Origin of the sequence: Streptomyces bicolor (assembly GCF_000719285.1) — a bacterium.
GTDB lineage: Bacteria > Actinomycetota > Actinomycetes > Streptomycetales > Streptomycetaceae > Streptomyces > Streptomyces bicolor.
The window spans coordinates 452,815-476,965 of sequence record NZ_JOFS01000009.1; the positions used below are offsets into that span (position 1 = coordinate 452,815).

Annotated in this window: 22 protein-coding genes; 8 read left to right on the forward strand and 14 right to left on the reverse strand. The window is 65.3% G+C overall.

Translation table 11 applies throughout. The features are described from left to right. Positions 1–21 precede the first annotated feature (21 nt). Positions 22–1,749 (forward strand): arginine--tRNA ligase, encoded by a 1,728-nt coding sequence (argS, locus tag IF78_RS0115125; RefSeq protein WP_031477151.1) that lies wholly within the window; start codon positions 22–24, stop codon positions 1,747–1,749. Between the two features lie 14 nt (positions 1,750–1,763). Here the strand turns inward: argS and IF78_RS0115130 are convergent, their stop codons facing one another. From IF78_RS0115130 to IF78_RS0115165, 8 genes are all read right to left on the reverse strand, one after another. Then, positions 1,764–2,297 carry a hypothetical protein gene (locus IF78_RS0115130; RefSeq protein ID WP_051827854.1) on the reverse strand — a complete coding sequence of 178 codons (534 nt, stop codon included), beginning with the start codon at positions 2,295–2,297 and terminating at the stop codon, positions 1,764–1,766. 89 nt (positions 2,298–2,386) lie between these two features. Further along, the gene (locus IF78_RS0115135; RefSeq protein ID WP_051827856.1) at positions 2,387–3,175 is read right to left on the reverse strand and encodes a sulfotransferase family protein; all 789 of its coding nucleotides are present in this window, start codon (positions 3,173–3,175) and stop codon (positions 2,387–2,389) included. Continuing rightward, on the reverse strand, positions 3,172–4,038 hold the full coding sequence (locus IF78_RS0115140) for a histidinol-phosphatase HisJ family protein (RefSeq protein WP_234439716.1): 867 nt from the start codon (positions 4,036–4,038) through the stop codon (positions 3,172–3,174). Before IF78_RS0115140 ends, IF78_RS0115135 begins: the two co-directional genes overlap by 4 nt. 24 nt (positions 4,039–4,062) lie before the next feature. Then, positions 4,063–4,587, reverse strand: coding sequence for a nucleotidyltransferase family protein (locus IF78_RS0115145; protein ID WP_051827858.1), 525 nt, complete (start codon positions 4,585–4,587; stop codon positions 4,063–4,065). Further along, positions 4,584–7,670 (reverse strand): pyridoxal-dependent decarboxylase, encoded by a 3,087-nt coding sequence (locus tag IF78_RS0115150; RefSeq protein ID WP_051827866.1) that lies wholly within the window; start codon positions 7,668–7,670, stop codon positions 4,584–4,586. The genes IF78_RS0115145 and IF78_RS0115150 overlap by 4 nt, the downstream gene beginning before the upstream one ends. Next, the gene (locus IF78_RS0115155) at positions 7,667–8,518 is read right to left on the reverse strand and encodes a glycosyltransferase family A protein (protein ID WP_199921349.1); all 852 of its coding nucleotides are present in this window, start codon (positions 8,516–8,518) and stop codon (positions 7,667–7,669) included. Before IF78_RS0115155 ends, IF78_RS0115150 begins: the two co-directional genes overlap by 4 nt. Next, positions 8,515–9,630 carry a glycosyltransferase family protein gene (locus IF78_RS0115160; protein ID WP_158751382.1) on the reverse strand — a complete coding sequence of 372 codons (1,116 nt, stop codon included), beginning with the start codon at positions 9,628–9,630 and terminating at the stop codon, positions 8,515–8,517. Before IF78_RS0115160 ends, IF78_RS0115155 begins: the two co-directional genes overlap by 4 nt. Before the next feature lie 133 nt (positions 9,631–9,763). Then, positions 9,764–10,267, reverse strand: coding sequence for an NUDIX hydrolase (locus IF78_RS0115165; RefSeq protein ID WP_031477159.1), 504 nt, complete (start codon positions 10,265–10,267; stop codon positions 9,764–9,766). Positions 10,268–10,524: 257 nt separating this feature from the next. On the opposite strand from IF78_RS0115165, the gene IF78_RS0115170 reads away from it, so the two are divergent. Genes IF78_RS0115170 through IF78_RS0115180 form a run of 4 tightly spaced genes read left to right on the forward strand, consistent with a single transcriptional unit; the run spans position 10,525 to position 14,048 of the window. Next, positions 10,525–11,409 (forward strand): class I SAM-dependent methyltransferase, encoded by an 885-nt coding sequence (locus IF78_RS0115170; protein ID WP_051827868.1) that lies wholly within the window; start codon positions 10,525–10,527, stop codon positions 11,407–11,409. Positions 11,410–11,434: 25 nt separating this feature from the next. After that, positions 11,435–13,108 carry a hypothetical protein gene (locus tag IF78_RS0115175; protein WP_031477161.1) on the forward strand — a complete coding sequence of 558 codons (1,674 nt, stop codon included), beginning with the start codon at positions 11,435–11,437 and terminating at the stop codon, positions 13,106–13,108. A gap of 17 nt (positions 13,109–13,125) precedes the next feature. Continuing rightward, positions 13,126–13,326 (forward strand): hypothetical protein, encoded by a 201-nt coding sequence (locus IF78_RS48400; RefSeq protein ID WP_158751384.1) that lies wholly within the window; start codon positions 13,126–13,128, stop codon positions 13,324–13,326. Further along, on the forward strand, positions 13,323–14,048 hold the full coding sequence (locus tag IF78_RS0115180; protein ID WP_031477162.1) for a phytanoyl-CoA dioxygenase family protein: 726 nt from the start codon (positions 13,323–13,325) through the stop codon (positions 14,046–14,048). The genes IF78_RS48400 and IF78_RS0115180 overlap by 4 nt, the downstream gene beginning before the upstream one ends. A 122-nt stretch (positions 14,049–14,170) precedes the next feature. On the opposite strand, the gene IF78_RS46095 is transcribed toward IF78_RS0115180, so the two are convergent. The 6 genes from IF78_RS46095 to IF78_RS0115210 all read right to left on the reverse strand — a co-directional run bounded on the left by IF78_RS46095 (position 14,171) and on the right by IF78_RS0115210 (position 20,348). Continuing rightward, positions 14,171–15,070 carry an aminoglycoside phosphotransferase family protein gene (locus IF78_RS46095; protein ID WP_078662445.1) on the reverse strand — a complete coding sequence of 300 codons (900 nt, stop codon included), beginning with the start codon at positions 15,068–15,070 and terminating at the stop codon, positions 14,171–14,173. Between the two features lie 63 nt (positions 15,071–15,133). Then, the gene (locus tag IF78_RS46100; RefSeq protein ID WP_078662446.1) at positions 15,134–15,649 is read right to left on the reverse strand and encodes a serine O-acetyltransferase; all 516 of its coding nucleotides are present in this window, start codon (positions 15,647–15,649) and stop codon (positions 15,134–15,136) included. Between the two features lie 273 nt (positions 15,650–15,922). Next, positions 15,923–16,777 carry a GNAT family N-acetyltransferase gene (locus tag IF78_RS0115195; RefSeq protein WP_031477165.1) on the reverse strand — a complete coding sequence of 285 codons (855 nt, stop codon included), beginning with the start codon at positions 16,775–16,777 and terminating at the stop codon, positions 15,923–15,925. Positions 16,778–17,585: 808 nt separating this feature from the next. Continuing rightward, on the reverse strand, positions 17,586–18,149 hold the full coding sequence (locus IF78_RS0115200) for a flavoprotein (RefSeq protein WP_234439717.1): 564 nt from the start codon (positions 18,147–18,149) through the stop codon (positions 17,586–17,588). Next, positions 18,146–19,408 carry a helix-turn-helix domain-containing protein gene (locus IF78_RS0115205; protein WP_234439718.1) on the reverse strand — a complete coding sequence of 421 codons (1,263 nt, stop codon included), beginning with the start codon at positions 19,406–19,408 and terminating at the stop codon, positions 18,146–18,148. The genes IF78_RS0115200 and IF78_RS0115205 overlap by 4 nt, the downstream gene beginning before the upstream one ends. A 211-nt stretch (positions 19,409–19,619) precedes the next feature. Further along, positions 19,620–20,348, reverse strand: a complete 729-nt coding sequence (locus IF78_RS0115210; RefSeq protein ID WP_234439719.1) for an HAD family hydrolase — start codon at positions 20,346–20,348, stop codon at positions 19,620–19,622. 715 nt (positions 20,349–21,063) lie between these two features. Here IF78_RS0115210 and IF78_RS0115215 point away from each other — a divergent pair. The 3 genes from IF78_RS0115215 to IF78_RS0115225 all read left to right on the forward strand — a co-directional run bounded on the left by IF78_RS0115215 (position 21,064) and on the right by IF78_RS0115225 (position 24,127). Beyond that, complete coding sequence (locus tag IF78_RS0115215) at positions 21,064–21,258, forward strand: hypothetical protein (protein WP_031477169.1); 195 nt, start codon at positions 21,064–21,066, stop codon at positions 21,256–21,258. Between the two features lie 232 nt (positions 21,259–21,490). Next, the gene (locus IF78_RS0115220; protein ID WP_037640462.1) at positions 21,491–22,507 is read left to right on the forward strand and encodes a hypothetical protein; all 1,017 of its coding nucleotides are present in this window, start codon (positions 21,491–21,493) and stop codon (positions 22,505–22,507) included. Positions 22,508–22,591: 84 nt separating this feature from the next. Then, positions 22,592–24,127 carry an amino acid permease gene (locus IF78_RS0115225; protein WP_031477171.1) on the forward strand — a complete coding sequence of 512 codons (1,536 nt, stop codon included), beginning with the start codon at positions 22,592–22,594 and terminating at the stop codon, positions 24,125–24,127. The last annotated feature ends 24 nt before the right edge of the window (positions 24,128–24,151 follow it).

Sequence of the window (24,151 nt, forward strand, 5' to 3'; positions counted from 1 at the left end):
CGCCTCGGATAGATTTTTCGAATGGCGAATCTGGAAGAATTGCTGCATCAGAGGTTGGCCCCGGCATTCGAGACGGTGGCTGGCGCCCCCGTCGACCCGGTCATCCGACGATCCCAGCGCGCTGACTTCCAGTCGGACGCCGCTTTGGCGCTCGTACGCAAGATCGGCGGCAACCCGCGTGACATCGCCAGCCGGGTCGTAGAGGCCGCCGAGCTGGGCGATCTTTGCTCCTCGGTCGAGATCTCGGGCCCCGGTTTCATCAACCTGACCTTCGCTGACGACGTGCTCGCACGTCTCCTCACCGACTCGGTCGGTGACGAGCGACTCGGTGTGCCGCAAGCCAAGGCCCCAGAGACCATCGCGATCGACTACTCCGCCCCGAACGCAGCCAAGGAGATGCACGTCGGACATCTGCGTTCGACGATCATCGGCGATGCGGCCGTGCGCCTACTGGAGTGGCAGGGGCACACCGTCATTCGACAGAACCACATCGGCGAGTGGGGCACCCCCTTCGGCATGCTCGTCGAGCACCTGCTCGACATCGGAGAGACCGAGGCCGCGCACGAGCTGTCGGTCGGTGACCTGAATGGTTTCTATCGGGCAGCCCGCGTCAAGTTCGACGCCGACGAAACATTCAAGGACCGGGCCCGCAAGCGGGTCGTCCTGCTGCAGAGCGGCGACGAGACGACTCTGCGTCTGTGGAAGACGCTCGTGGACGAGTCGAAGAAGTACTTCATGACCGTCTACGGCATGCTGGGTGTCCGGCTGACCGAAGACGACTTCTTCGGCGAGAGCTACTACAACGACCAGCTTCAGTCCGTAGTGGATGAGCTGGACGAGCTCGGCCTCCTGCGGCTGAGCGATGGCGCCCAGTGCGTGTTCCCCGAGGGCTACAAGAACCGGAGCGGCGACCCTCTGCCGATCATCGTCAAGAAGGGCGACGGCGGCTTCGGCTACGGCGCGACCGACCTGGCCACGATCCGGCACCGTCTGCGGAACCTCCAGGCCACCCGTCTGCTGTACGTTGTGGGCCTGCCCCAGCACCAGCACCTAGCGATGATCTACGACGTCGCTCGGGACGCACGCTGGCTTGTTCCTCCCGCCCGCGCCGAGCACGTCGGACACGGGTCGATCCTCGGCGACGACGGCAAGATGCTGCGGACCCGTGCCGGTAAGTCAGTGAAGCTGGTGGACCTCCTCGAAGAGGCCGTGGTCAGGGCCTCCGCAGTAGTCGCCGAGAAGAACCCCGAGCTTGATGAAGATGCCCGTGCCGCGGTCGCCCAGGCGGTCGGTATCGGAGCGGTCAAGTACGCGGATCTCTCCACCGATCGCACGCGGGACTACGTCTTCGACGTCGACCGGATGGTGTCGTTCGAAGGCAACACCGCCCCCTATCTGCAGTACGCGCGAGCTCGGATCTGCTCCATCTTCCGCCGCGCTGGCGTGGAAACGCCGCTGCAAGGTGTAGAGAAGCTGGTCATCACCGAGCCTGCCGAGCGTGCGCTTGCTCTGGAGTTGCTCGAGTTCAGCAGCCTCCTCGCAGAGGTTGCCGAGACGCTCGAGTTCCACAAGCTCGCCAACTACCTGTACGGGTTGGCTTCGGCGTTCACGAGCTTCTACGAGAAGTGCCCTGTCCTTCGCGCCGAGGGTGATGTCAAGCAGAGCCGCCTGGCTCTCTGTGACATCACCGCTCGGACGCTGGAGCTGGGCCTGGGCCTCCTCGGTATCGAAGCCCCTGACCGTATGTGATGCGTGGGCGCCCGCTACCGGCGAGGTACCGGGCGCCAGTTGAGCAATCCCGTTGAGGAGTACGACCGGCACCACTGGTCGTACTCCTCAACGTCGTTAACACCGTCGTCGAGGACCGCGCGGTAGACATCGATGGACCGGTACTCGGTGCCGCGTGCCACGAGGGATTCCTTGATGCGCAGGATCGCGCTGCGGGTGTGGGGACTCAGTGCGGCGCGCATGGGTTCGACGAGGGCAGCCGAGCGTGGCCCGTCGTAGTCGGCGGGTAGCAGCCACATCTGCACGGTCCATGGCACGCCGTGGACGCGGTAGCGCACCTCCCAGCCGAGGCCGGCGTCTGGCTCGTTGACCGCGTTGAGGAACAGGACTCTGTCGACGGCCGGGTCCTGGGCCCACGCGGACACGAGGGCGAACCCGGATTCGACACGTAGAGCGCCGTAGATCTCGATGTCTATGTCGGGGGCAACCAGCAGGCCGTACGACATCGCTCCGCATAGCTCCGGCACGCCGAACTGCTTCCACTGCTTGAGCGGTTGCAGCGCGTTCATGACGGTACGCGCCTGCTCTTGCCGGGCGTCCTGTCGTTGAAGGGGGGTGGTGTGGTTGTCCTGCCCTTGGCCCGTGGCTGCCGTAGTTGTCACCGATGTGCCTCCAGGTACCCGAAGGCGCGGCAGGCTTCCATCAGACTGTCCGGCACATCTGCGTCTGCCGGCATGCTCCGACTGGCCTGGACGACGCCACTCTTGATGTTGTCGGTGAAGTCGCCGATCCCCTGCACGAACGGGCCGTGGTCCACGCTCCCGTAGTTGAGCATCTCGGGCTCCCACGGCACGTCGAGGCACATGCAGATCTCCCGGGTCACCTGCTCCGCATCGCCGGTGAGGTCTTCGTAGCGCACGGTGGTGCCCTCGAGTGTGCGGCGGGCTTCGTCGAGCTCCTGGAGGTACGTGGTCACCAACTGCTCTGTCTGCTCCGGGTCTTGCTCTGGTCTCCCTGCCAGCGCCGACTCCAGGATGTGCAGGGGATGCCGGAGCAGGAAGATGTACCGGGCTTGCGGCCAGCATGTCGCGAGCCTGCGCCACAGCAGCAGGTTACCGGGGGTCTTGTCCACCACGATGTCCTTGCCTGTGAGGGCCAGTTCGCGGTGGAGCATGCGGTCCCAGAGCAGGTGCTCGATCTCGTCCTTCTCCAGGTTCGAGGCCCGCATCGCCAATTCGATGTAGGGGCTGGTGAGCTGGACTTCGAGATCGGCCAAGTGCAGCTCGTGCGGTGCCCGGATCTTGCTGTGAGTGTCCAGGATGCACCGCAGAAGTGTCGACCCGGAGCGTATCGAGCTGAGGATGAACACCGGCGATGGCACCAGGCGATCCGGTGCTGGCTTCGATGGCACGCGCAGTCTCCTCGTTTCCTGTCCTGGATTGGTCATCGACGCCAGAAGTCGATGGGGTCCTTGCCCGGCTTGAAGCCGTGAGCTTCGACCATGGCCGCCGTTGCGGCGAAGTTCCGGCCGACGGTCTCCGGCTCGTGAGAGTCGCTGCCGAAGGAGACCGCTGATCCGCCCTCCTCGTACCACCAGCGCACAACCTCGGCCGCGGGCCAGGGGCCTTGGGTGTTCATTTCGAGTGCCCTGTCCGAGCGGGCCAGGGCGCGCAGGACGGCCCGGTACTCCTCTTCGTAGTCGTTCGCGTTGAACGGCTTCGCGTCCTTCGGCCAAGCGCGCATCGGGTAGTCGATGTGGGCGAGGACCTGGAATACGTCGCTGCTTTCCACCATGTTGAGCGTCTCGATGAGGTAGGTGCGCATCAGTTCCTGGGCGTTGTCGGGCGTGAAGAGGAACGGCGCATAGTGGATCTGTCCGTCGACGACCAGCGAGTGCAGCGAGCCAAGGAGCCGGTCAAAGGTCCTACGCTCCAGCAGCGCGTCGATCTCGTCCTTGAACATGTGGGGCTCACCGAGCTCCATCCCGGACAGGATCTTGAGATCCGGGTAGCGGTCGCGGCAGCGTTCGAGGCACTCCCAGTACCCGTCCGAGTCGAACAGTCCGCTGGTTGCGTGTGTGTCGATGACACGGACGATGGAGGAGTCTTCCTTCTCCCCAGGGAATGCCCACGTGGTGAAGTCGGCGTGGTCGGTGAAGGAGATGGCCGGCAGGCCGAGGCGTATGGCCTCTTCGCAGGCCTTCTCCATCACCGCTGTCGAGGCGTCCCAGGACCACTCCGTGTGGACGTGGTTGTCTGCCGGAAGCGGCAGTCCCGGCGCGGCCTTCCATGCGAATTCTTCCGTGGTCAACGGATCGTCCTTCCCTTGTGTAGTTCAACTGCGGTTGCGGACGCCGAGCGCCTGAAGCGCCCTGCGCTCGGCTGGTGATCCCGGGCTGCCCAGTTGCTGTGCGACTACCTGCTTTGCGTGGTCAGTCAGCTCGTCGAGCTGGGGGCAGGCGCGTACGGTGAGGCGTGTCCCGAGTAGGGCGCGCAGCACCTCCGCCTCGTCTGAAGCGGCCAGCTCGGGGTCTACGTGCCCGCGTGCCTGGGCCTGCTGAACGGCTTGGCGAACGCTGCTGCTGTCGAGGGCCTCTTGGCACTGCTGGAGGGTGAACAGTTCGATCGGGTAGTCGGGGTCCGGTGTGTAGCCGAGGCGGCTTTGTAGTTCGGCGAACCCGGATCGCAGTCGGGTCGTCGTCTCGGCGGTCTCGGGTTCGGCGAGTAGTACGAAGCAGTCGATATCGCTGCCGGGACCGGCCCGGCCGGTCGCGATGGACCCGTAGATGAACACGCCGATGGCATGCGGGCACGTGTCGTGGAGGTACTGGTCGATCGCTGCCGTGACTGTGATGGTCATTCGGCGTCGTTCCAACCGGCCGGGCCGCTCAGACGTGGAGCGTTGGGGGTGGTGTTGCCGGATATCTCCGTGAGCATGGCCTGGACGAGTGGCAGCGCCTCGTCGACCAGCCGTTCCACGGCAACGTCAAGATCGTGTTGGGTGAGCAGCGGGTTACCCGGACATGCGGCCGTGATCGTGTAGCTAGTGCCTCGTCCTGCGCCGACACGGTCGGCGAGGTCGGCCAGGGAGTGCTCGTCGAAGCAGACCTCGCCGGCCTGGTACAGGGCGGTGTTGACGCGGGAGGTGTAGGAGCTGATGATCTTCGCCGCGCGCTTCTTGCCTGCCGGATCCAGCGTTGCGACGGCTCGCCGTACGGCGGGAGGGCAGAACACGAACGCCAACCGGTAGAAGTCGACGTCGTTGAGCCGGATGAACAGCCCGGTCTCGTCGAGCCGCCGTTCCAGGTATCGCACTAGGGCCTGGCGTGACTCGACGAGGGCACCCAGCGTGTCTGTGCCTACGTGACGGAGAAGCATCCAGGTCGGCAGGCTCTCGAAGCCTCGCGACCCGAGGAAGGGTGTGATCAGCCCGAGGTCCCAGCAGTCGTCCTCCATGACGGTCTTCTCGTGGCGGCTGAACTGGGTCAGGACTTCCCGCTGCCGGAAGAGCACGTAGGAGGAGGGGTAGGGGGTGAAGAGGCCCTTGTGTGGGTCGAGGGACACGGAGTCGGCCTGCTCGATTCCGCGCAGGTGCTGCTGCTTCAAGCGTTCATTGAAGATGAGGCTGCCTCCGTGGCAGGCGTCGACGTGGAACCAGACGCCGTGCTTGCGGCACACGTCGGCCAACTCTTGGAGGTCGTCCAGGCCTGTGGTGCGGCAGTTGCCCGCGACGCCGACCACCATGAACGGGGTGCGTCCGGAGGGCGGGTTGGACAGCAGCTTGTCGACGGCCTTCGGGTCGGTGGTGAAGCCGTCCTTGGCGTCGACGGAGAGAACGGCGTCCCAGCCGAGGCCGAGGTGGAAGGCGGAGTCGCTGTGGGAGTAGTGAGCGATCGGACCGGCCATTACGACGGAGGGCTGGGTGTCGAGTGCGCGAAGGCCGTTCTTGCGTGCCTGCGGGAATGTGTGCCCGAGGGCGGCGAGCATGGCGATGTGGTTCGACAGGTGACCGCCGGTTGTCCATAGGCCAGAGACGTCCTTGACGCCGCGGAGTTCGGTCAGCGGTACCGTCGGGTAGCCGATCAACTCGCGCAGCCACTCGATGACCTGGGCTTCTACGAAAGTCGCTGAGGGGGCGCTGCGGTCGACCGCGATGAGGTTCTGATTGAGCAGCGGGCTGAGGACGTGGCCGGCGAGGGCAGCCAGGGCATTGCCGGAGTCGGGGAATGCGAGATACCGGGGGTGGCCCTGCCCGATCGAGTAGCGGGCGACAACGTCATTGACCTCGGCGAGGACCTGTCCGAAGCCGGTGCCATGCTGTGGGAGCGGCTGCGCGATCGACTTCCTCAACGCGGATGGGTCGGCGTAGCGCAGGAAGGGCTGTTCCGGCTCACGGCCGTGCAGGAAGTCCAGCCCAGACCGCAGGGTCTCTATGAGGTCGGCTTGGTGCTTGTCGCGCGCTTCGAGGCTTCCGACCAGATATGTGTCTTTGGCTTCCTGCGTCACACCGTCGACATGCGTGCCCAGGTGGAACAGCAGGTCGTCGACCAGGCGCGCAGGGTCGGTGTCCAGACGCTCGTACCAGTCCTCGGTGCTGTGGCGTGCTTCGGCCAGGGCGGCCGTGCCAGTGGCGTCCAGGACCTCGATGAGGCTATCGGTGCGCATCGCAGGGCGGTCATCGGCCGGGGAAGCCAGACGGATGGTGCGGCAGATGTCCGCTTCCATGGCCGCCTCGAACGCTTCGAGGCATCCGACCAGGGTCGCTTCGTCTTCGAGCCGGGACAGCTGCTTGAAGAGGCGGACCTCCTGGGCGACCGGCAGGAAGTCACCCCAGAAGTGGCCCAGTTCGTGCCCGTAGAGGGTTCCGTTGTCGCGTGCCCGCTCAGGGCGGTTGTGGCGGCCTTCGAGACGGAGCGACTGCATCAGAAGGTCGCGGCGTTGCCCCCAGGTAACAGACTCGACAGCAAGCAGTGCCTTCTCGAAGGGATCGGCGGGCAGTGCGAGAGAATCAGGAATCTGAGGCGCTCCGTCGTCGTTTGCGAAGATCTCTTCCGCCTCGCCGGGGGTCAGGCTGTCCGCGAAGAAGATGCGGTGCCACAGCAGGCACTCGGATGCTCGGGCCGGCGCACTTGCGGTGTCGACGACTTCCTCGAAGTCGATGAGGACGATCATGCCGTTGTGGAGGAACATGTTCCTCGGGGCGAATCCCTGCCAGATCTGGCCCGCAGCCAGCATGGCCCGCCGCAAATCCCGTAGGGCGGTGACGACGTTGTGCCGTTCAGTCGGCGTGAGGTTGCCCGAGCGCAGCTGGTCCTCGAGCGTGATGCCGAGGTTCTGAGAGAACGCCCAGGGATCTGTGTCGTCGCGTGCCTGGACGAGCGCGTATGAGCGTTGAACGGTGAACTGCAGCTGGCCGTCGCAGGCAGTCTGCGGGAGGAGGCCAGCGATCAGCGCCTCGTTGGTGCGCCTGGTGCCCACGGACGTGGAAGGCCATACAAGCGCCACCAGGTCGTACGGCAGTGGCCCGTCCGTCTGGATGAGCCGCGCCTGGCGGGAGGGGTGGATGGGGACCGCGGTTTGCGCCAGAGGGGCCTGCCTGGCCAGGAAGGCTTCCAGATCCGCCGTGGTTGTGAACAGCTCTTGGAGGACGTTCACCAGGTCCTCGTCGCCGCTGAAGGACAGTGGGCTCTTCGTCTCGGTCGGTGCGATGGTGGCAGCTCCTGCCAGGGCACTGACAGCGTGGTGCGGATGGCGGCCGGCGAGTTCCCGCGCCGCTGCCACGTCCTTTGGGGCAGCGGCGGCTTCCATCTGTGTGAGGACGATGGAGTACCGGCTACGGAAACGGTCGGAGATGCGCCGATTTGCTTCCATGGCTGTACGCCACTGCGCCAGCCGCTCGGCGTACGGGCGTACCGGTCGGGCAGTCTGCGGAGCTGACGTCATGCCGCCGCTCCCTCGCTCGTGTCCACTGCGGGGCGGAACTGTTGTTCCAGTTCGGCCAGGACGTGCGCCTTCGTCTCGGGGTCCTGGGTGTGGTACATCGAGCCCGGCTCGACTTTGCGGTCACAGTGGAAGATCTCGACGGGCCAGCTCTCAGGGAAGGCGATTTGGCGGCTGCCTGTGGTGCCCACGTGCGACACGAGGTCTTCCCAGTTGTAGCTGAGGTCGTGCCGATCGATGAAAACGTCGAGGTCGAAGGCGCCGAACCGGTTGGCAACGGGGGTGAAGCGTTGCACGTCGTAGGCGATGAAGTGGGTGGACAGCCGGTTCACTGAGCGTACTCCCGGCTCGATCTCGTCCCCCTTGTCTTCGAGCTTCCACGACCATTGGTCGTAGTCGCTCACCTTGCTCAGCACGGGCACGTGCGGGTGGCGCTCGAAGAGGCGTCGGCAGGTGGCCAGGGGATCGAAGGACGGGTCGGTGCGGTACATGACCACGTCGTCTTCGATGACGATGAGGTACGGAGAGCGCAGGTCGAAGAATCTGCGATGCCCGTTGTTCGATGCGTCGCCGGAGGGTACGAACCTGTCGCGACGACGGACGCGCAGTTCGTCGACTCCCCATTGGTCGAGATTGTCCGTTAGTCGGGCGATGGTTTCGGGTGGGGTTCCGTCGCAGTGCAGCACCACTTCGTAGGTCTCCTGGCTGTGCCGGGTCAGGGCGTCCAGGCAGCGCGGGAGGGTCTCGCTGAGCAGCGCGAGGTCCTTGTGGAAGAGGAAGGAGATCCTGAAGGTTGGATCTCCCGTGCTGGTGTTCTGCACGGTGCCTATGGGTTGACCTGTCTGCTTCACGTGGTCTTCTCCTGGGCTGAGGGCTGCTTCGTGCCGCTGATCGCCATAGGGCTAGTGCTGCGCCGCCGCGGTTCGTCGAAGACGCCGGAGGGGTCACGTGGAGCGCGACCTGCTATGCGGATCCAGGTGTTGAAGGCGGCGCACTGGAGCCCGTACCGGAGGTCAGCGATGATCCGAGCGGTCGTGTCGGTGATGTGCCTGTGCTGTGCCAGCCGAAGGGCGCATCGTTCGCGTCGGTAGGGGGCGCCGGCGAGCCGGTAGTCCGAGCTGTAGTCGGCGGCGAAGTGAATGAGTACGGGCGCTACTTTCGTGCCGTTCTTGGCGAAGGCGCATTCCCCGTTGAGTACGTCCAGTTGGAGTGGGCCGCTGATGCCGATGGGGGTTGCGGACGTGATCGCGGTGAGGTCTTGTGCGTGGATGCCGCTCTCGGCCAGTGCCATGGCGAGAAGGGGCTCATCGGCGATTCCACGCCGGAAGGGATGAAGCCCTAATTCGTCGTAGCCATTGGCGAGTTGGCGGGCTCGATCGAAGACCTTTCGCGTTGTATCCGAGGGCCGTATGAGCATGAGCCCGCTGTTGCACTTGGGCAGCCAGGTTGAGTTTGCCTTGACGCACATTGAGGCGACGTCGCCGTACCAGGCGCTCTCCTCGGTTGGGGTGATGTCGCGGCCGACAACTCCGATGTCGGATGCGTCGAAGAGGTCGAAGACCGGCTCGACGGGGCGTACAGCGATCGCGTCGGCGTCCAAATAGAGCGTTGACGGGTAGGGCGCGTACCTGTCGAGGTACAGCTTCTGTCGGCAGTCATCCGACTGCGCCGCACCCATCTCGATTACGTCGTCGTACATCTCGGCAGCACGACAGTTGCCATCGTCTGTGACCAGTGTGCGGTGTAGCCCGGGTGAGTGCCGCTGCAAGGAGAGGGCAAGCGTGTGCGCTTGGCGGTGATACCGCTTGTGACCGTAGGCAAGGACCAGGATTCCGTGCTCGGGGTGTTCGCTCACCTTTCGGATCCCGCTCTCATGGGGATTGAGGCTCGGCGGCCAGGCCCTCATGAACTCTCCCTTCGCTTCAACTGCATCACGGCCTTGCACACTCCCGTATATCTGCATCTGTCACGGCTCCGACGAGTTGGCGACGGCCGCGAGGGTCGCTTAGTGGCTCGGCGGGATATCGCCGGTTGGGGCCCTGATTGGTACGGCCTTGTCCGGACGACCTCAGAATTTTCCTTACTTCCAGCGAGCCCTACGCACGCCGCAGCGCCTGTTTTGCGGTGGACGGGTTCAGGCCGAAGACGCTGGTTGCTACTGAGCCAGCCACTTGAATCGGGCCATCCTCACTCCAGCCAAGCCTGTCGGCGACCTCAGAAATCGGGGACAGCAGCCTGTCCGGAAATCGGTGAGCCGTCGGGGCCACGCTCGTGCGGTGGAAAGTGGTGACCCTCGCAGCGAGGAACAACTCGGCATCGGGCAGTTCAGGGCTCTGACCCAAAACCTTCCAGTAACCGAGATAGATGGGCCTGGTAATGCTGACCCCGTACTTCTCCCGGCACCCCCTGGTCAAAGCGGCGAGGCAGTCAAATCCGTCCCACGTTGGGGCCCCTCCGGGCAATGTGCACTGAGCGCCCTCTTCGCTCTCGTCGCCCAACAACACGCGGCCGGCACTGTCGAAACAGAAGCCGTAAATCTGGCGAACTCGCGTGTCGTCCGGCATTCGCCTAGGGAACCAGCGGCGCGTCAGCGTGGTCATGTTGTGCCTCTTCTCCCGGCCCAGCGAGATGTTCGGACTTGGACACGAGCACGTGAGAAGGCCACTTTCCTTCAAGCGGTGGCGCTTCCCTCTTCGGAAGTTGTTGATAACTCCTGCGAGCACCTGCCCTCAGGCCTGTTTGGCCCGGGCGGGTAACTTCCGACCGAGGATGACCTCATGGGGGTCTGACGTCTATTGCTGGAGTGATATCACCACTGTGATGCGCGAATCGTATGCCTCGGTGCTTCGATAACCGCATGACTGAGGCAGCAGGAGGACTCGCCCCCGAGCACCAGGACATGATGCGCGTCAACGAGCTGAACTGGGACGCGCGAACATCCGTACACATCGCCAGTCGGTACTACGGCCTCGAGGAAGGGAAGACTCCCGACCCGTCCCGCTGGTTCGCCCCCTTCGAGTGGGTCGACCTCGGAGAGCTGAACGGCCTCGACGTGCTCCATCTGCAGTGCCACTTGGGCACTGAGACGATCGCCTTCACCCAACGTGGAGCCCGCACCGTCGGCCTGGACATCTCCGGCGACGCAATCACTGCGGCCCGGGACCTCGCTACTCGTGCCGCGATCCCCGTCGAGTACGTGCACGCCAACGTCTACGACGCCCCGCGCGTCTTCGAGGGCCGCCAGTTCGACATCATCTACACAGGTAAGGGCGCTCTCTACTATCTCCCAGACCTGGACGCCTGGGCCAAGGCAATCACGCAACTCCTGCGCCCCGGCGGCAAGCTCTACATCGCTGAATTCCATCCCCTCCTCAACGCTCTGCGCCCAAAGCCGCACAGAGGTGACGGCCCCGACCTCGTCGGTCACAACTACGAGGCCGAGGAGCTGGTGATCGGGCACGACTACTTGGCCAATGGCGCGATCCAGCGCGAGTCCACCCACACGTATACCGATGGTCCCGCCCTGGAGGGTTCCACGGAGTTCTTCGAGTGGATGCACGGGCTGGACGACGTGATCAACGCTGTGATCGGAGCCGGCCTGCGTGTCGAGGCCCTGCGTGAGACTCACCAGCTGCCTTGGCGCCGATGGCACCGGATGGAGCCCACTCCGGAGGGCTGGTGGCAGCTCCCGGCAAGCGAGCCCCGTATCCCGCTCTTGTACGCCGTACTCGCCCGCAGGTAGGCCCGCAGAGATAGGGAGGAGCCTCGTGAAGACCGTTGCGCTGCTGGTGAAGAACGGCATCGGCTTTGGCCATCTCAGGCGCGCTGTTCTGATCGCCGAGGCCATGCAGAAAAGGGGCCGTCTGAAGCCGGTGATCATCAGCCAGGCGAGTTCCCTGAGCCTCTTCAAGAACACTCCGGTGGATGTCGTCAACTTTCCGCTGCTGCACCGGGTTTCCTCGGCTGTCGCCGAGGATGCGTACACCGCGATCCTCGATCGGCTCTTGGACAAGCTCGACCCCGCCGTGGTGGTCGAGGACACCTACCCGGACCCGCGCTACCTTGCTCTTCCTTCTCTCGCCGACCGTCCGCGGTTACTGGTCATGCGCCGCCTCGACGGGGCCTCCTTCGACCACCTGCGCAGCCAGGGCAGGTTCGTGGCCTTCGACAAGGTCCTCATTGCCCAGAGCCGCGCAGACTTTGCCCTCGAGGGCCACAGCGGAGAATCCGCCGCCGCAGTCGAGTGGAGCGGCCGTTTCTCCTTCGTCGGTAACCTGAGCTACACGCCCACGCCTGAGGAGATCGCGCGAACGCGAGCCCAGTACGCACCTCACGGCGAGCCGCTGGTCGTCGTGAACGGCGGCGCGGGCGGCGACCAGATGCCCGACGGCTACGGGGACCGGCTCTTTAGCGCCTGTGCTCAGGTCGCGGAACGACTGCTCGCAACAGGCCACCGCGCCCGCTTCGTCTTCGTTACCGGCCCGTACTACGCCGGCAGGCCCCTGAGCGAAACCGCGAACGTCACGGTACGCCGCTACGAGCCGCGTCTGGCGGCGCTCCTTGCGGCAGCCCGCGTGGCAGTCATCAAGCCCGGGAACAACGCGCTCTCTGAGGCCCTGAGTGGGCAGGCCCACCTGGTGCTCGTGCCTGACGTGTCCTTCCTCGAAGGACTCGACGAACACGCTAGTCGAGTCGTCGACCAGTATGGTGGCGCAATCTCCACTGCCGACCCCGACGTACTTGAACAGCTGGTCCGGGAAGCTCTTGACCGCCTCCCGCGTACAGAGCGTCCCGAGGCGAACCACGAGGGGCTCCTCCAGACCTTGGAGGCCATCGAAGACTTGGCCCATCCTGTGAGGCCGAGGGTGCCGCAGCGTCAGCTCATGCTCGCGTTGACCTTCGGGGAGGGCCGCGATGTGGCGGGCCTCCGTGGCATGCTTCCGTCGCCGCTGAAGAATGTGCAGCTGCTCGACGGAACCTCGGCGGCTGATGCCGACGGCCTTGCTTCGGAGACCGTGTCACGCCCTCGCGACCGAGCGGGCATCGTGGCTCTGCCAGGGGTTGAGCCCCCGGCCGTTCCGCCTCAGGAGTTCATCGACCGCGGGGCCAGGTTGGCCATCACGCCGGGTCCCGTACCGCGGGCGATCACACGCTGGATTGAGCTCGCACCTGCGGTTCCTTCGTTGGTGGTGTTGGCCGCCGAACACGTCGTGGCGCGCGAAGGAAGCCTCGACGCGAACCTCCGCCGGATAGCACGGACAGCCGCGCGCCAGGAAACCGCCTGCGTGATCTCGGACTTGTCCCACCTGGCCGATGACGACGACTCTGTCAAGCACTACCTGCAAGGGCTGGCGGAGTGGCTGGGTACACAGCCGGTCACGCTGCTCACCTCGGAAGAGGCCATCGCTCGCGTTGCCCAGCGCCTCCTGGAGCAGTCGTGAAGAAACCTGGAGCTTGCGTGGAACCCACTGTCGAACCGGAACTGGACCATGTCACCAGCTTTGACATCCGTCGGGCCGACAGCGATGTGGACGGGTTCGTTACCCAGGTATTGGGGCTCCTCGCGTCAGGCGTGACGCTCGTTGACGTCTCGCACCACGACCATCGTGGTACGGCCATCGAACTGCGAGCACAGTCGAGGAGGACATCGCAGCAATGACGCTCCCCGAGTATCCGGCCCACGTCTCGGCTGATGTGCGGGCGCAGGGCTATGCGATCTGGCCGGGCTTCCTCACAGGGCCGGCCACAGCGCGGCTTCAAGACCACGTGAACCGCCTCGTATCTGGAGTGCATGCGAATCACTACCCCAAGTCCACGCGAGTGTGGGACCTGTTCCGTCACGGTGAACCGTTCGTGGACCTGCTGGCCAACCCCGCTCTTACGGCCGTCTTGGACGAGCTTCTGGGCGAGCACCATCTCCTCTCCGACTTCAGTCTGAACGTCGTCCACCCGCAGCAGCCCGTCGATGGCTGGCACATCGACTATCCGTACAACGAGATGCCAGCACCCGTGTCGGGATCACTCCTGGGGCTGCAATGCGTGCTGCCGCTGAGTCCGTTCCATGCCGCCAATGGCGCGACTGAGCTGGTTCCCAGTTCTCACACAAGGAAGTCGCCGCCGGACCCACAGCAGATCAATGGCCAGGTGGTATTCGACGCCGAGCCTGGCTCCCTGCTGGTCATGGCAGCGGCAACGTGGCACCGTTCGGGCTTCAACGCCTCTCCCCATCCGCGATCGGCGATCCTTCTGAGCTTCGTGGAGAGGTGGGTCCGGCCGATGAGCGATCCTCCGGAAGAAGGCCCATGGGCCCGCACCGGTGCGCTGCGAACTCTCCTTGGAATGCAGCGTCCCCCGGAAACCATCAACGGGGTGCCTATCTAGACTAGAAGGGGCTATGGAGGCCAGGGCTGCGCGGCGGATCGGGTCGCGGGGAATCAACCGCGTCCTATTGGTGCCGCGCATTCGGCATGATCCGCCAGAGGGGGCGCATCCGCAGCGGGAGCTCAGCTCAGGACTTCGGCGATCTGGTCAGTGATGTCCACGAGCCAAGCAGGGTCTCCATTCTGGCGACCCCATTGCGCGGACATCACTGCACGCGCCTGGGCCCAACGGGATACGCGCTCTCGGTCGAGTTCGGCGGCATCGGCAAAGATGTCGAGACGACGAAATAGCGCGGTCCTCAGGTCACTGGCGGTGAGCAGATCATCAAAGTAGCCACGGAGTAGCTTGATGGCGTCATAAGCCGGATCGCCGACGTACCCCTTAGGATCGATCGCCAGCCAGGGTTCTCGCTCGGACCGCAGCACATTGGCATAGTGCAGGTCGCCGTGGACGAGCGTGTCTGGCTGATCGGGACCAAGTTCCTTCACGGTCGAAAGCGCAGCGTCGACTGCCCGTTGCGGCAGCGGGTGGCCCAACTCCTCTGCTCCCTCGCGGATTTCATCCAGCCACCACTGCTCGGCATGATCACGCAGTCGTGGCAGGCGAGGCGGAGCTGGCACAGCCAGTCGACGGACGAGGCGGCCTGCGGCGGCCACCGCCTCGTCAACGTCATCGAGATCAGCAAGGCTGGTCTGTTCTGCTCGCTCCAGCAACATGGCGAAGTTCGAGTCGTCACGCTCATGCAGCAAAACGGCTCCGTGTCCATCCCAGCAGGCAAGAGCGTGGGGCTCGTGGACAAGGCCGGGGTGCGGATGCGAGATCTTCAAGACGCCGGGGCTGCCATGGCGCAGCACGGGGACTACAAGGCCGACCTGTCCGTGCATTGCTGTAGCAGTTGGGGTGCAGCTCCAACGCTCGAGTAGCTCATCCACCAGAAGGGGCAGAGACGCAATCCAGACCCTGCTGCCTTCGCCCTCCCGGTCGATTGTGCTGCTTGCGAAGTCGTCCGGTATCTCGATCATCCAGCACCCTTGTAGGCCTGATCCGCTCTGCTCTGTCTGTCGTCTTCAAGTCGAACGGACAGGCTAGGTCGTCTTCACTCTCACGACCTGGGCGGGTACACCGACCACTGTGGCGCCGGCCGGAACATCATGGGTTACGACAGCTCCGGCTCCGATGTTCGCCCCTTGGCCGATGAGGAGGCTCTTCTCGAACGGGGTGATCACTACGGCGTTAGCCCCGATCATGACGTCGTCCTCGATGATGATGCGGTGCGGTGATCCTGCAGGGGCGCGCACGGACAATGTGACGTTCTGCCATATCCGCACACGTCTGCCAATAGTCACGTTGTCGTGAATGACTGTGCCGAGCCCATGATGTCCCAGGTACACATCAGGACTGATGTCCCCACCTGCGGCGAGCGAGTTGTGGTAGAGGAAGGAGTTGAACTGCTTTACTCGCTTCGCCATCCAACGGTGTCCCCGCCGCCGCAATGCGATAGAGCGCAGCCATAGCCATTCAGGAGTCATGGCAAATACCCCTTTGTCGTATCCTGAGAGATGGGAGTTGTAGTCCGCGGCCTCCAACAAGGGGCCGATCACACACTGCTCCACTGTGCAGAATTTGCGTCCGCGCGGGCCAGCGTACGGCCATGCATCCGGTACCGATATCACTGGCGTAATACGACATCGGCCAGAGCGAAGGAGGCCGCACACTGTGGCGTTCTTCGGTGAGGCGGCTGAACAACACGTGCCAGCACATGGTTGGAGGAACCGCCGCTGTTCCGCGTTGGGACGATGCTCTGCAGGCCATGCGAGCGCACGTTCAGGGTGGGATGGTGACGTCGAGGGTGGAGATCCCACGCGTCCGACTGATTAGAAGTCGTACAGCGCGAAGTCCGTCACGGGGCGATAGCCGATCCGCTGATACAGGCCGTTGCTCGTGAGGTTGGCCAAGTCCGCGAACAACAACACTTCGGCCGCGCCCGCCACCAGCGCCGCTCGGCTCGCCGCGACCGTCGCGGCACCCGCGTACCCGTGGCCGCGAAGGTGGGCTGGAGTGTAGACAGGAGCCACTCTGATCTGGCCAGCCACCATCGGTGTCACGCCCGCCATGGAGACAGGAGTGCCCTCCGGGGTCTCCCAGAATGTGACTCGTCCCTGGGCGATCCGAGTGTCGGCCCAGGAACCGGGGTCCGAGGAGACGACTCCTCCGACGGAGGCAGCGAACTCCCTGTACCAGGAGATCAGTTGATCACGGTCTCGCTCGCCAGCGAGCCTGGCCTGGCCCCCCGGTTGCGGTTCCGGAGGGTTGAGAGAGCCGAGGTGGTACAGCCGCTGGCGCTCATGGAGCATCGGCGTCACGCGGGTGTGTTGTTGCCAGGACTCGGCGAAGGCGGCGGCGGTGTCGCGGTCCGCGCTGACCCCGGGGATGGGGAGGCCGAGAGCGATCAGATGAGAGACAAGGGTGTCGGCCTCGTCAGTTGTGAGGGGGGTTAGGACCAGGCGGTGTGGCGGGGTGCGGAGGTAGGCCGCGCGGACCTCGCCCGTCCTCTCCAGGGTGCCGAAAATGGGGGCTTCGGTGCCGTAGGCATGCGGTCCTCGCGTACGCAGCGCCTCGGTCACCGTCAGTGGGATGGTGTGCAGGGCGGGGCGCGAGCGTAAGAAGTGCCCTGCACGCGCTAGGAAGCTCTCGACGTCGTTTGCGAGGTGCCAGTCATCTGGGCGCATGCCTGATGATCCCGCGCGTTCACTGGCTGCGCCCCTGATTTTCGGACGGTGCGAGGCCGCGGGGCGCGATCAGGACTCTGCCAGTCGCGCCTGCTCTCAGAAGTGATCGCGCAGGCATGGGGGAGATGGCGATACGCGGTCTGAGCGAATGGAAGTCACTTGTTTCCGGACTTGCCTATGGCCGTAATATCGGGCCTGTGAGTTCGAGGGGGACTCTCAGGCCGGCGAGAAGTTGGACGATTCTGTCTACGTTTGTGAGGCGGCGTTCGCCTCTTTCAAGCATTGACAGGAATGACTGACTCAACCCAGTTAGCGTGACCATGTCATCCTGTCGCAGGGCTCCGAGGGTTCGCACCAACGTGCAGAGTCTCCCGAAGTCTCGCTCTGCCAGGGCTAACCGGACTTCTGGTACCTCCCAGACCTGCTCGGGCACGCAGCGGGAGGCCGGTGCGGTCACCTGCCGCCCTCGGAGACAGGCACTGCAGCAGTCCTCCCTGTTGTATCTGCTCAGTTGGCACGCACACTCGATGCAGCGGCGCGGACGCATGGCAGTCGCGGGTCCCTCAGCGGTGCGCAGCCCTGACACGGACATCCACTCCTTGGTGAACTGATACCGGTGGCGTTGCCCACCGACAACCACAGCGAGCCGGTCAGCGTATGACCGTTCCCGTTCATGGCCGTACGCTGCCTCGCCAGCACGGTCGGTCGTTGGTCGGTGACGCCCTCAGAATGGCTCGGTGCAGAGCAAAGGACCCGGACAGTCTGTCCGGGTCCGACTCAGCGCCGGCTAACGGCTATTGACTAAGCATCAGACGATGGTCGTCTCCACCTGGTCTAGTACGGCTTCCCACGGGTACCGGCGCCCCGGCATCCCAGCCCGCGGCTCGGCGAGCGGCCACACCTCGTCCCCGTAGATCAACCGAACCCCCGTATCGTGCAGAGCCTTGATGTGCCCCTCCCACGCCGGGTGGCGAGCGTGCGCGGCATTCACCCGCGGCCAGACGACAACTGGAAGGTTGAGGGTCCCGATAGCCTCGTTGACCTGCGTCAACGCCTGGTTGTCCGAGATGCCCAAGGCGAGCTTGGCGACGGTGTTGGCGCTCGCGGGGGCAACGACGTAGCAGTCCACCGGAGGGTGTGGGCGCGAGTCACCAGGCATACGTGACTCAGTTCGTACGGGCAGGCCCGTCAGCTCCTCGATCCTGGCGGCCTCTCCGCTGGAACGGAGCCACTCACCTGCTGTCGGTGTGAGCGTAACCGCGACGGTCCAGCCGCGTTCGAGGGCGGGAACCACGAGTCCCGTACGCAGCTCCTCGACTCCGCCGGCGCCCGACCCTACGACGCCCAGCACCTTGCCCTGCATCAACGTCATTGCACCGCCCTGCACCGTTGGGCCATGGCCAGCAGCTCGGACGAGTGTCTGCCACCAGTGACCGGGGACTGCTTCCTCAGATCACGAAGAGTCTCTCGTACTCGCGGATTGTTCCGTACGAGCTGCGGCGATGTGCGCTCAGCCTCGCGCAGCTCGCTGAAGGCGTCGTCGACGCGTCCGCTGAGGCAAAGGGCGCGGGCGTAGTCGATGCGGTGGGACACTGCGCGTTCTGGCGGCATGTGGTCGACGTCGATGTTCCCGTGGTCGATGACGTACGGGATGTTCTCCAAGTCCAGCTCGATCGAGAGTCGGTGCAGTTCGACGTTCGTCGGGCCGAAGCAGGTCTGCCAGTAGTTCTCGTCGGAGCCGAGGCGATCGGCCAGCCTCGTCGCACGTTCGAGCAAAGTGCTGGCTGTGGGCCGGTCCTGGTGACGCGCTGCGGCTACAGCGGCACGCAGGTGAATCATGCCGAGCAGGCTCAGGGTGGCGGGATCGTCCTCGTCGACCTGGCGCGCGAGCCAGGCTGCGGCGGTGTCGCCCAGTTCGAGGGCGTCCACGTAACGCCCGTTGGCCAGGAGGGCATGAGTGCCGGAGCGTGCGGCGGAGGCGAGTGACAGTGGATCCTCGGACTCGTCGGCTGCCCGCATGGCGCGCTCGGCCGCGAGCCACGACAGGTCGGACTCACCCACTTTGGCAAGGGTGGTCGCCGCCAGATGATGCGTGCGAGCGGAGACCGCGAGGCCTCGTCGACGCTCATCGCCGGGCGGAAGGTCTTCGAGCTCCTGAGCCGTGCGGAGCAGACCAGGCAACGCGGCGATAACGTCCCCGAGAACGCCAGCCTGGTAGTCATCCCAGCTTCGTTCCACGAACGTCTGGGCCTGCTCTGGCCGGGGCAGCTGTCTGTCTGCCGTCGGCCCGAACAGCAGCTTGGAGAGCCGGCGAGGGTTCATCAGTGCATCACGAACGGCTGGCACGTCGTCCATGTGCCTGTCGTCGTCTTCCATGAGGAGGGGCTGCCCCATCAAGTCGCCCAGTGGTACGCGTAGCACGCGGGCGAGCTCGGCGAGCTTGTCGATCCGCGGAGGCTTCCGCGCACCCCGCTCGATCTTCGACAGCCAGTCGGTGCTGTGCCCGACGAGCCCTGCGAGCACAGGCTGCGTGTAGCCCCGGCGCTCGCGGTAGAACGCGATCCGCTCTCCGATGCTGAGGTGGTCCCCAAGACCCCGCATGTGCGCTGCCTCCCGGTTTTCGGTCTGCAATTCACGGTAGCGGCCGACCAGATCCCGGGATCAGGGAGTGATTCGGGTAGGTGGTGCCGGGGCTCAGCATCGGCTCTCGGGTCTGGAGCGTGCCGGACACTCTGTCCGGCTTCGAGAGGCTCGATCGATGCACCCACGGGTACGGGAGACCCGGGCACCGCTCTCGCCTACGGTGAAGTTGCTGGGCGAGTTGACGGCCAGGCGACTTCCCCTATTCAGGTCGAGCCGTCACTTTCTCAATGGAGGCTCGGAGCCTCGCGATGTCTTCCAGGCTGTCGAGGATGATGTCAGCCCCTGTCGCTGCAAGCTCGTCTCGTGTGGTCTTGCCCGAGGTGACGCCGATGACCGAAGCGCCCCCCTCCAGGCCGGTGCGTACGTCTTCGAGGGAATCCCCGATGATCACCGTGTTGGCGCGGGTGAAGACCGCTCCGTGCTTGGCCTGAGCGCGTTTCTGCGCGATGCCAACGAGGGCAGGGCGGTGGTCGTCGTCAGAGGCGAACCCGCCGATGTCGGCGTCGAGGTAGCCGTCGAGGTCGAAGGCCGCGAGCTTCAGGAGAGCGTTTGGTTTGAGGTTGCCGGTGACGGCCGTAGGCATCCAGTGCTTGTGATCGCGCACGGCCTCGAGGGCAGCTACGGCTCCGGGCATGAGGACGCCTTGGCTGCGGAGATCCTCTGTGTGGGCGGCGAGACGCTTGGGCAGCAGTTCCACCATGCGTGGCAGCAGCTCCGGGACTGTCGTTTCCGGTACGCCGTTGTCCAGGAGTAGGGAGCGGATGGCGCGGGGCATAGTCACGCCCGTACCGCGCGCCGGCAGACGCTCGGCGGGACGGCCGACGACTGCGGCGAACGTCTCGCGGTACACCTGGCGGTCGATGTCTCCGACGTAGAGCAGCGTGCGATCGATGTCCCACAGGACCAGGGTCGGTTGGGCGCCGGTCACGCTCATTTCCTTACTCCCGTCACAGCGGCGGCACGGTCCACTAGGTCCCGAGCGTACGCAGCATCTCCTGTCGTCCGGAGGTCACCGAGCATCGTCTCGGCGTGCTCGTTCAAGCGGGCCGCAGCTGCTCGGCGAGATCCAGTGCCCTGTGCGGTGTTGCACGCTGCTTCAACGTCGCCTTGCCGGAGATGAGCGGACGCGGACCGGGACAGGGCCCGCGTGCGCTGGTCGGATGGGTTCAGTGATTCGTGCGCCTTCGTGAAGCTGGTGACGGCGCGCTGCGGCTCGCCCAGGTCGAGGTATCAGGCTGCCAGCCTGGCCGTGGATCTCGCCGTCGTTGATCGCAGCGTCGCGGCGACTACGCAAGCACTCCTGCCCTGATTGAACTCGGCCCTGCTGGCCCAACTTATCCCTGGTGGAACCGAGATCACTCCAGTGATATCACCTGGGCAATGTGCGCACCGCGCCTTTTCCCATCACTCTGGGGTCTCCCGTAGCACATGGCACCGGCGAACCGTCCGGGAACGGATCTTTATGACGCCTGCCTGATGCTCGCGCTGCGGGTTCAGCTGTCCCTGATCTCGGCCACCGGAGTCCAAGGTGTTTTCGGCCCTACGTGTACGGATGGATCAGCCCTTGCCACGGATGCCCCAGTGGGATCCGGCGGCGCAGCACCAATCAGGCCGTGGCAGGCACCTCCGCCTGGAGGCCCGTTGTGGTCGTTAGCTTCTCCGCCGTTGTGCTCCTGGGCGTAATCGTCTTCCTCCTCGTGAAGAAGGCGGGCCTGAACGTCGTGCACGGCATCGTGTGCATTCTGTTCGGCTTCTTCCTGGCTGGCAGTTCTGCTGCGCCGACGATCAGGGACGGCGTGCAGAGCGCGGTCGAACTGATCGCGAAGATCGACTTCTAGCCGACCGTCGGGGCACGGGCGAGCCAACGGCTCCCGGGTCTCCCGTCGGCCCTCCAGCTTCAGCCTCTCGTTGCCCACGAGCGGAAGCCCCCCACCTGCCAAGGACTTCGATGTCGCTTATCGCTACTGCGGCCAATCGCCTCCCCTTCCACCGCATCCCGAGGGCCGGGGTTGCCCGTCTGTTTGGCAGCATTGCAGAGTCGGCGCTCCATGTCTGTCCGGGCGGTCGCTGATGCGCCCGGTGTATCACCCCGCTGGCGCGGATGACGACCTACGCGTCGCGCTGGTTGAACTGCAGGCAGGTCGTTGGAGGGCTGCTCGGGACCTGTTACGCGGCACGCAGGCCCATTGGACGCTTCGGACTTCACGCACTCAGGTGCTGGCGGTCGCTGCTGCGCGCTCCGATGTGGTCGATGTGTGGCTGGCTGAGGAGCCGGACAGCTACGACGCCCAGGTGATGCGGGCACGGGTACTCGCCGAACGCGCTCTGCGCGCACATCGCCAACAGCACCCGGGAGTGGCGGACCTCGAAGCCGGTGCGCGGCATACGGCACTGTTGGCCGCCCGCCGCGCGCAGCAGGATCCCGTGCCGTGGGTATGTCTGCTGGCCTTGGCGCAGATCGACTCCCGCCAGGTGCTGCGGGAGCATCGTGAATGGTCGTCGGAGCCGATGCTGCCGAGCGGGCCGTGGGGGCTGCTGCACGAGGTCAACCGTCGCGACCCGTACAACCGCGAAGCCTTCCACCGGGTGCTGCAGTTCCTGCTTGCGCGGGAGGCTCCCCGGGCTGCGTCGTTGGCTGCTGTCTTTGATTTCGGCAGGTGGGTGGCCTCGTGGGCACCGATCGGCTCGCCGCTGCTGCTTCTGCCGGTGTACGCGCAGGTGGAGCAGTGCCGACAGCAACTGGCGCAGGGACGGGTCGATCCATTGTGGCGGCGGCAGTGGGTGGAGGAGCCGACGCTCACCTACACGCTCAAAGCCTTCGCCGAGTGGTTCCTGAAGGGGGACCGGCACTTGCGGTCCGTGGCCGATATGAGCCACCTGGCCTATGCCTTGTGGGTCAGCCACAACTTCGTTGAAGCGGCCGAAGTTTTCGCCGCCATGGAGCCTTACGCGTCGCGCGAGCCGTGGGGCTCGGTGGCTGAAGGCCCCTCGACGCTGGACCGTGGCGAGGCGCTCTTGCTCCGGGCGCGAAGGGAATCGTTGTCCTTCGCGCGTACGCACGGGCCACGCGTCGGCCCGCATCCCTGACTGTTCCCGCTGCAGCACGTGGTTGGCATGAACCCGCCCATCGCACGTGCTTGACCCCGTCCCTCGTTTACTGGAGGTTGCTTCATGTTCCGCTCAGGCCCGAGCCGTCAGCGTGCTGGCGGCAAAGCCGATGACGTGTACCTGCGCGAGCTCGGCTACGAGCCAGTGCTCACCCGGCGCATGGGGCCGTTCGGCAACTTCGCCATCAGCTTCTCCGTCATCAGCGTCCTCTCCGGTTGCATGACGCTGTACGGCTTTGGCCTGGGCACCGGAGGCCCGGCCGTGATGATGTGGGGCTGGCTCGCCGTCGGCCTCATGGTGATGCTCGTCGGCGCCGGACTGGCAGAGGTCACCTCCGCTTACCCCACCTCCGGCGCGCTGTACTACCAGGCCGAGCAACTCGGCGGGCGCAAATGGGGCTGGTACACCGGCTGGCTCAACCTCCTAGGCCTCCTCGGGGCGATCGCCGGCATCGACTACGGCGCCGCGCTGTTCACCGGCGCCTTCCTGAACCTGCAGTTCGGCTTCGTCCCCACGCCGGGCAAGATCCTGGCGATCTACGTCTGCATCCTCGCCCTCCACGCCACCCTCAACCTCTTCGGTGTCCGGTTGGTGAGCGTCCTGAACTCCATCAGCGTGTGGTGGCACCTGGGCGGCGTCGCCCTGATCGTCGGCGTGCTGGCGATCGTGCCCTCCCACCACCAGGACCCGTCCTTCGTGTTCGGCGAGTTCGTCAACAACACCGGCTGGTCCAACTCGATGTACGTGGTGCTGATCGGGCTGCTGCTGGCGCAGTACACCTTCAGCGGGTACGACGCCTCCGCACATCTGTCGGAGGAGACCACCAACGCGCAGGTCTCCGCCTCCCGCGGCATCGTGCGAGCGATCGGCTGGTCGTGGCTGGCCGGGTTCGTGCTCCTGGCCGGGCTGACCTTCGCCATCCAGGACTACACCGCCACCCAGGCCACTGCCACCGGGGTGCCGCCGGCGCAGATCTTCCTCGATGCCATCGGGCTCGCCGGGGCGAAGGCTCTGCTGCTCGTGGTGATCGTCGCGCAGCTCTTCTGCGGCAACGCGGAGACCGCTGCCGCCAGCCGTATGGTGTTCGCCTTCTCCCGGGACGGTGCCCTGCCCGGTTCGCACCTGTGGCGCCACGTCGATGCCCGCTCCGGCACGCCGACGCGCGCCGTGTGGCTGTCGGTCGGCGTGGCCGCAGTGCTTGCGCTGCCGTCGCTGTACAGCCCGACCGCGTACGCTGCGGTCACCGCGATCAACGTCATCGGGATCACGCCCGCGTACGCCATTCCGATCTATCTGCGGGTCCGCAACCGTCACCGCTTCCAGCCAGGCCCGTGGAACCTGGGCCGCTGGGGCGTACCCGTCGGGGTGGTCGCCGTCGCCTGGGTGGCCTTCGTGACGGTGCTGTTCTGCCTGCCCCAGACGCGTCCGGACTCCGGACTCGTCTCCGTGACCACGTTCAACTACGCACCCATCGCCCTGCTGATCGTGCTTGGCCTCGCGTCCTTGTGGTGGCGCGTCGCGGGACGTGACTACACGGTGCCGGCCGCCGCAGCCGACGCCAACTCGGGCATGGCGAAGATCCAGGAAGAGGTCGTGTGATGAACCAGGCTGAGGCCGCGCCGA

Excerpts from the sequence above, each read along its gene's own strand:
- IF78_RS0115225 (WP_031477171.1), top strand. The coding sequence starts at position 22,592 with ATGTTCCGCTCAGGCCCGAGCCGTCAGCGTGCTGGCGGCAAAGCCGAT.
- IF78_RS0115165 (WP_031477159.1), bottom strand. The coding sequence starts at position 10,267 with ATGACCACGCTGACGCGCCGCTGGTTCCCTAGGCGAATGCCGGACGAC.
- IF78_RS0115170 (WP_051827868.1), top strand. The coding sequence starts at position 10,525 with ATGACTGAGGCAGCAGGAGGACTCGCCCCCGAGCACCAGGACATGATG.
- IF78_RS0115130 (WP_051827854.1), bottom strand. The coding sequence starts at position 2,297 with ATGAACGCGCTGCAACCGCTCAAGCAGTGGAAGCAGTTCGGCGTGCCG.
- IF78_RS0115135 (WP_051827856.1), bottom strand. The coding sequence starts at position 3,175 with ATGACCAATCCAGGACAGGAAACGAGGAGACTGCGCGTGCCATCGAAG.
- argS (WP_031477151.1), top strand. The coding sequence starts at position 22 with ATGGCGAATCTGGAAGAATTGCTGCATCAGAGGTTGGCCCCGGCATTC.
- IF78_RS46095 (WP_078662445.1), bottom strand. The coding sequence starts at position 15,070 with ATGATCGAGATACCGGACGACTTCGCAAGCAGCACAATCGACCGGGAG.
- IF78_RS0115200 (WP_234439717.1), bottom strand. The coding sequence starts at position 18,149 with ATGACGTTGATGCAGGGCAAGGTGCTGGGCGTCGTAGGGTCGGGCGCC.
- IF78_RS0115195 (WP_031477165.1), bottom strand. The coding sequence starts at position 16,777 with ATGCGCCCAGATGACTGGCACCTCGCAAACGACGTCGAGAGCTTCCTA.
- IF78_RS0115160 (WP_158751382.1), bottom strand. The coding sequence starts at position 9,630 with ATGCAGATATACGGGAGTGTGCAAGGCCGTGATGCAGTTGAAGCGAAG.
- IF78_RS0115220 (WP_037640462.1), top strand. The coding sequence starts at position 21,491 with ATGCGCCCGGTGTATCACCCCGCTGGCGCGGATGACGACCTACGCGTC.
- IF78_RS0115145 (WP_051827858.1), bottom strand. The coding sequence starts at position 4,587 with ATGACCATCACAGTCACGGCAGCGATCGACCAGTACCTCCACGACACG.
- IF78_RS0115150 (WP_051827866.1), bottom strand. The coding sequence starts at position 7,670 with ATGACGTCAGCTCCGCAGACTGCCCGACCGGTACGCCCGTACGCCGAG.
- IF78_RS0115180 (WP_031477162.1), top strand. The coding sequence starts at position 13,323 with ATGACGCTCCCCGAGTATCCGGCCCACGTCTCGGCTGATGTGCGGGCG.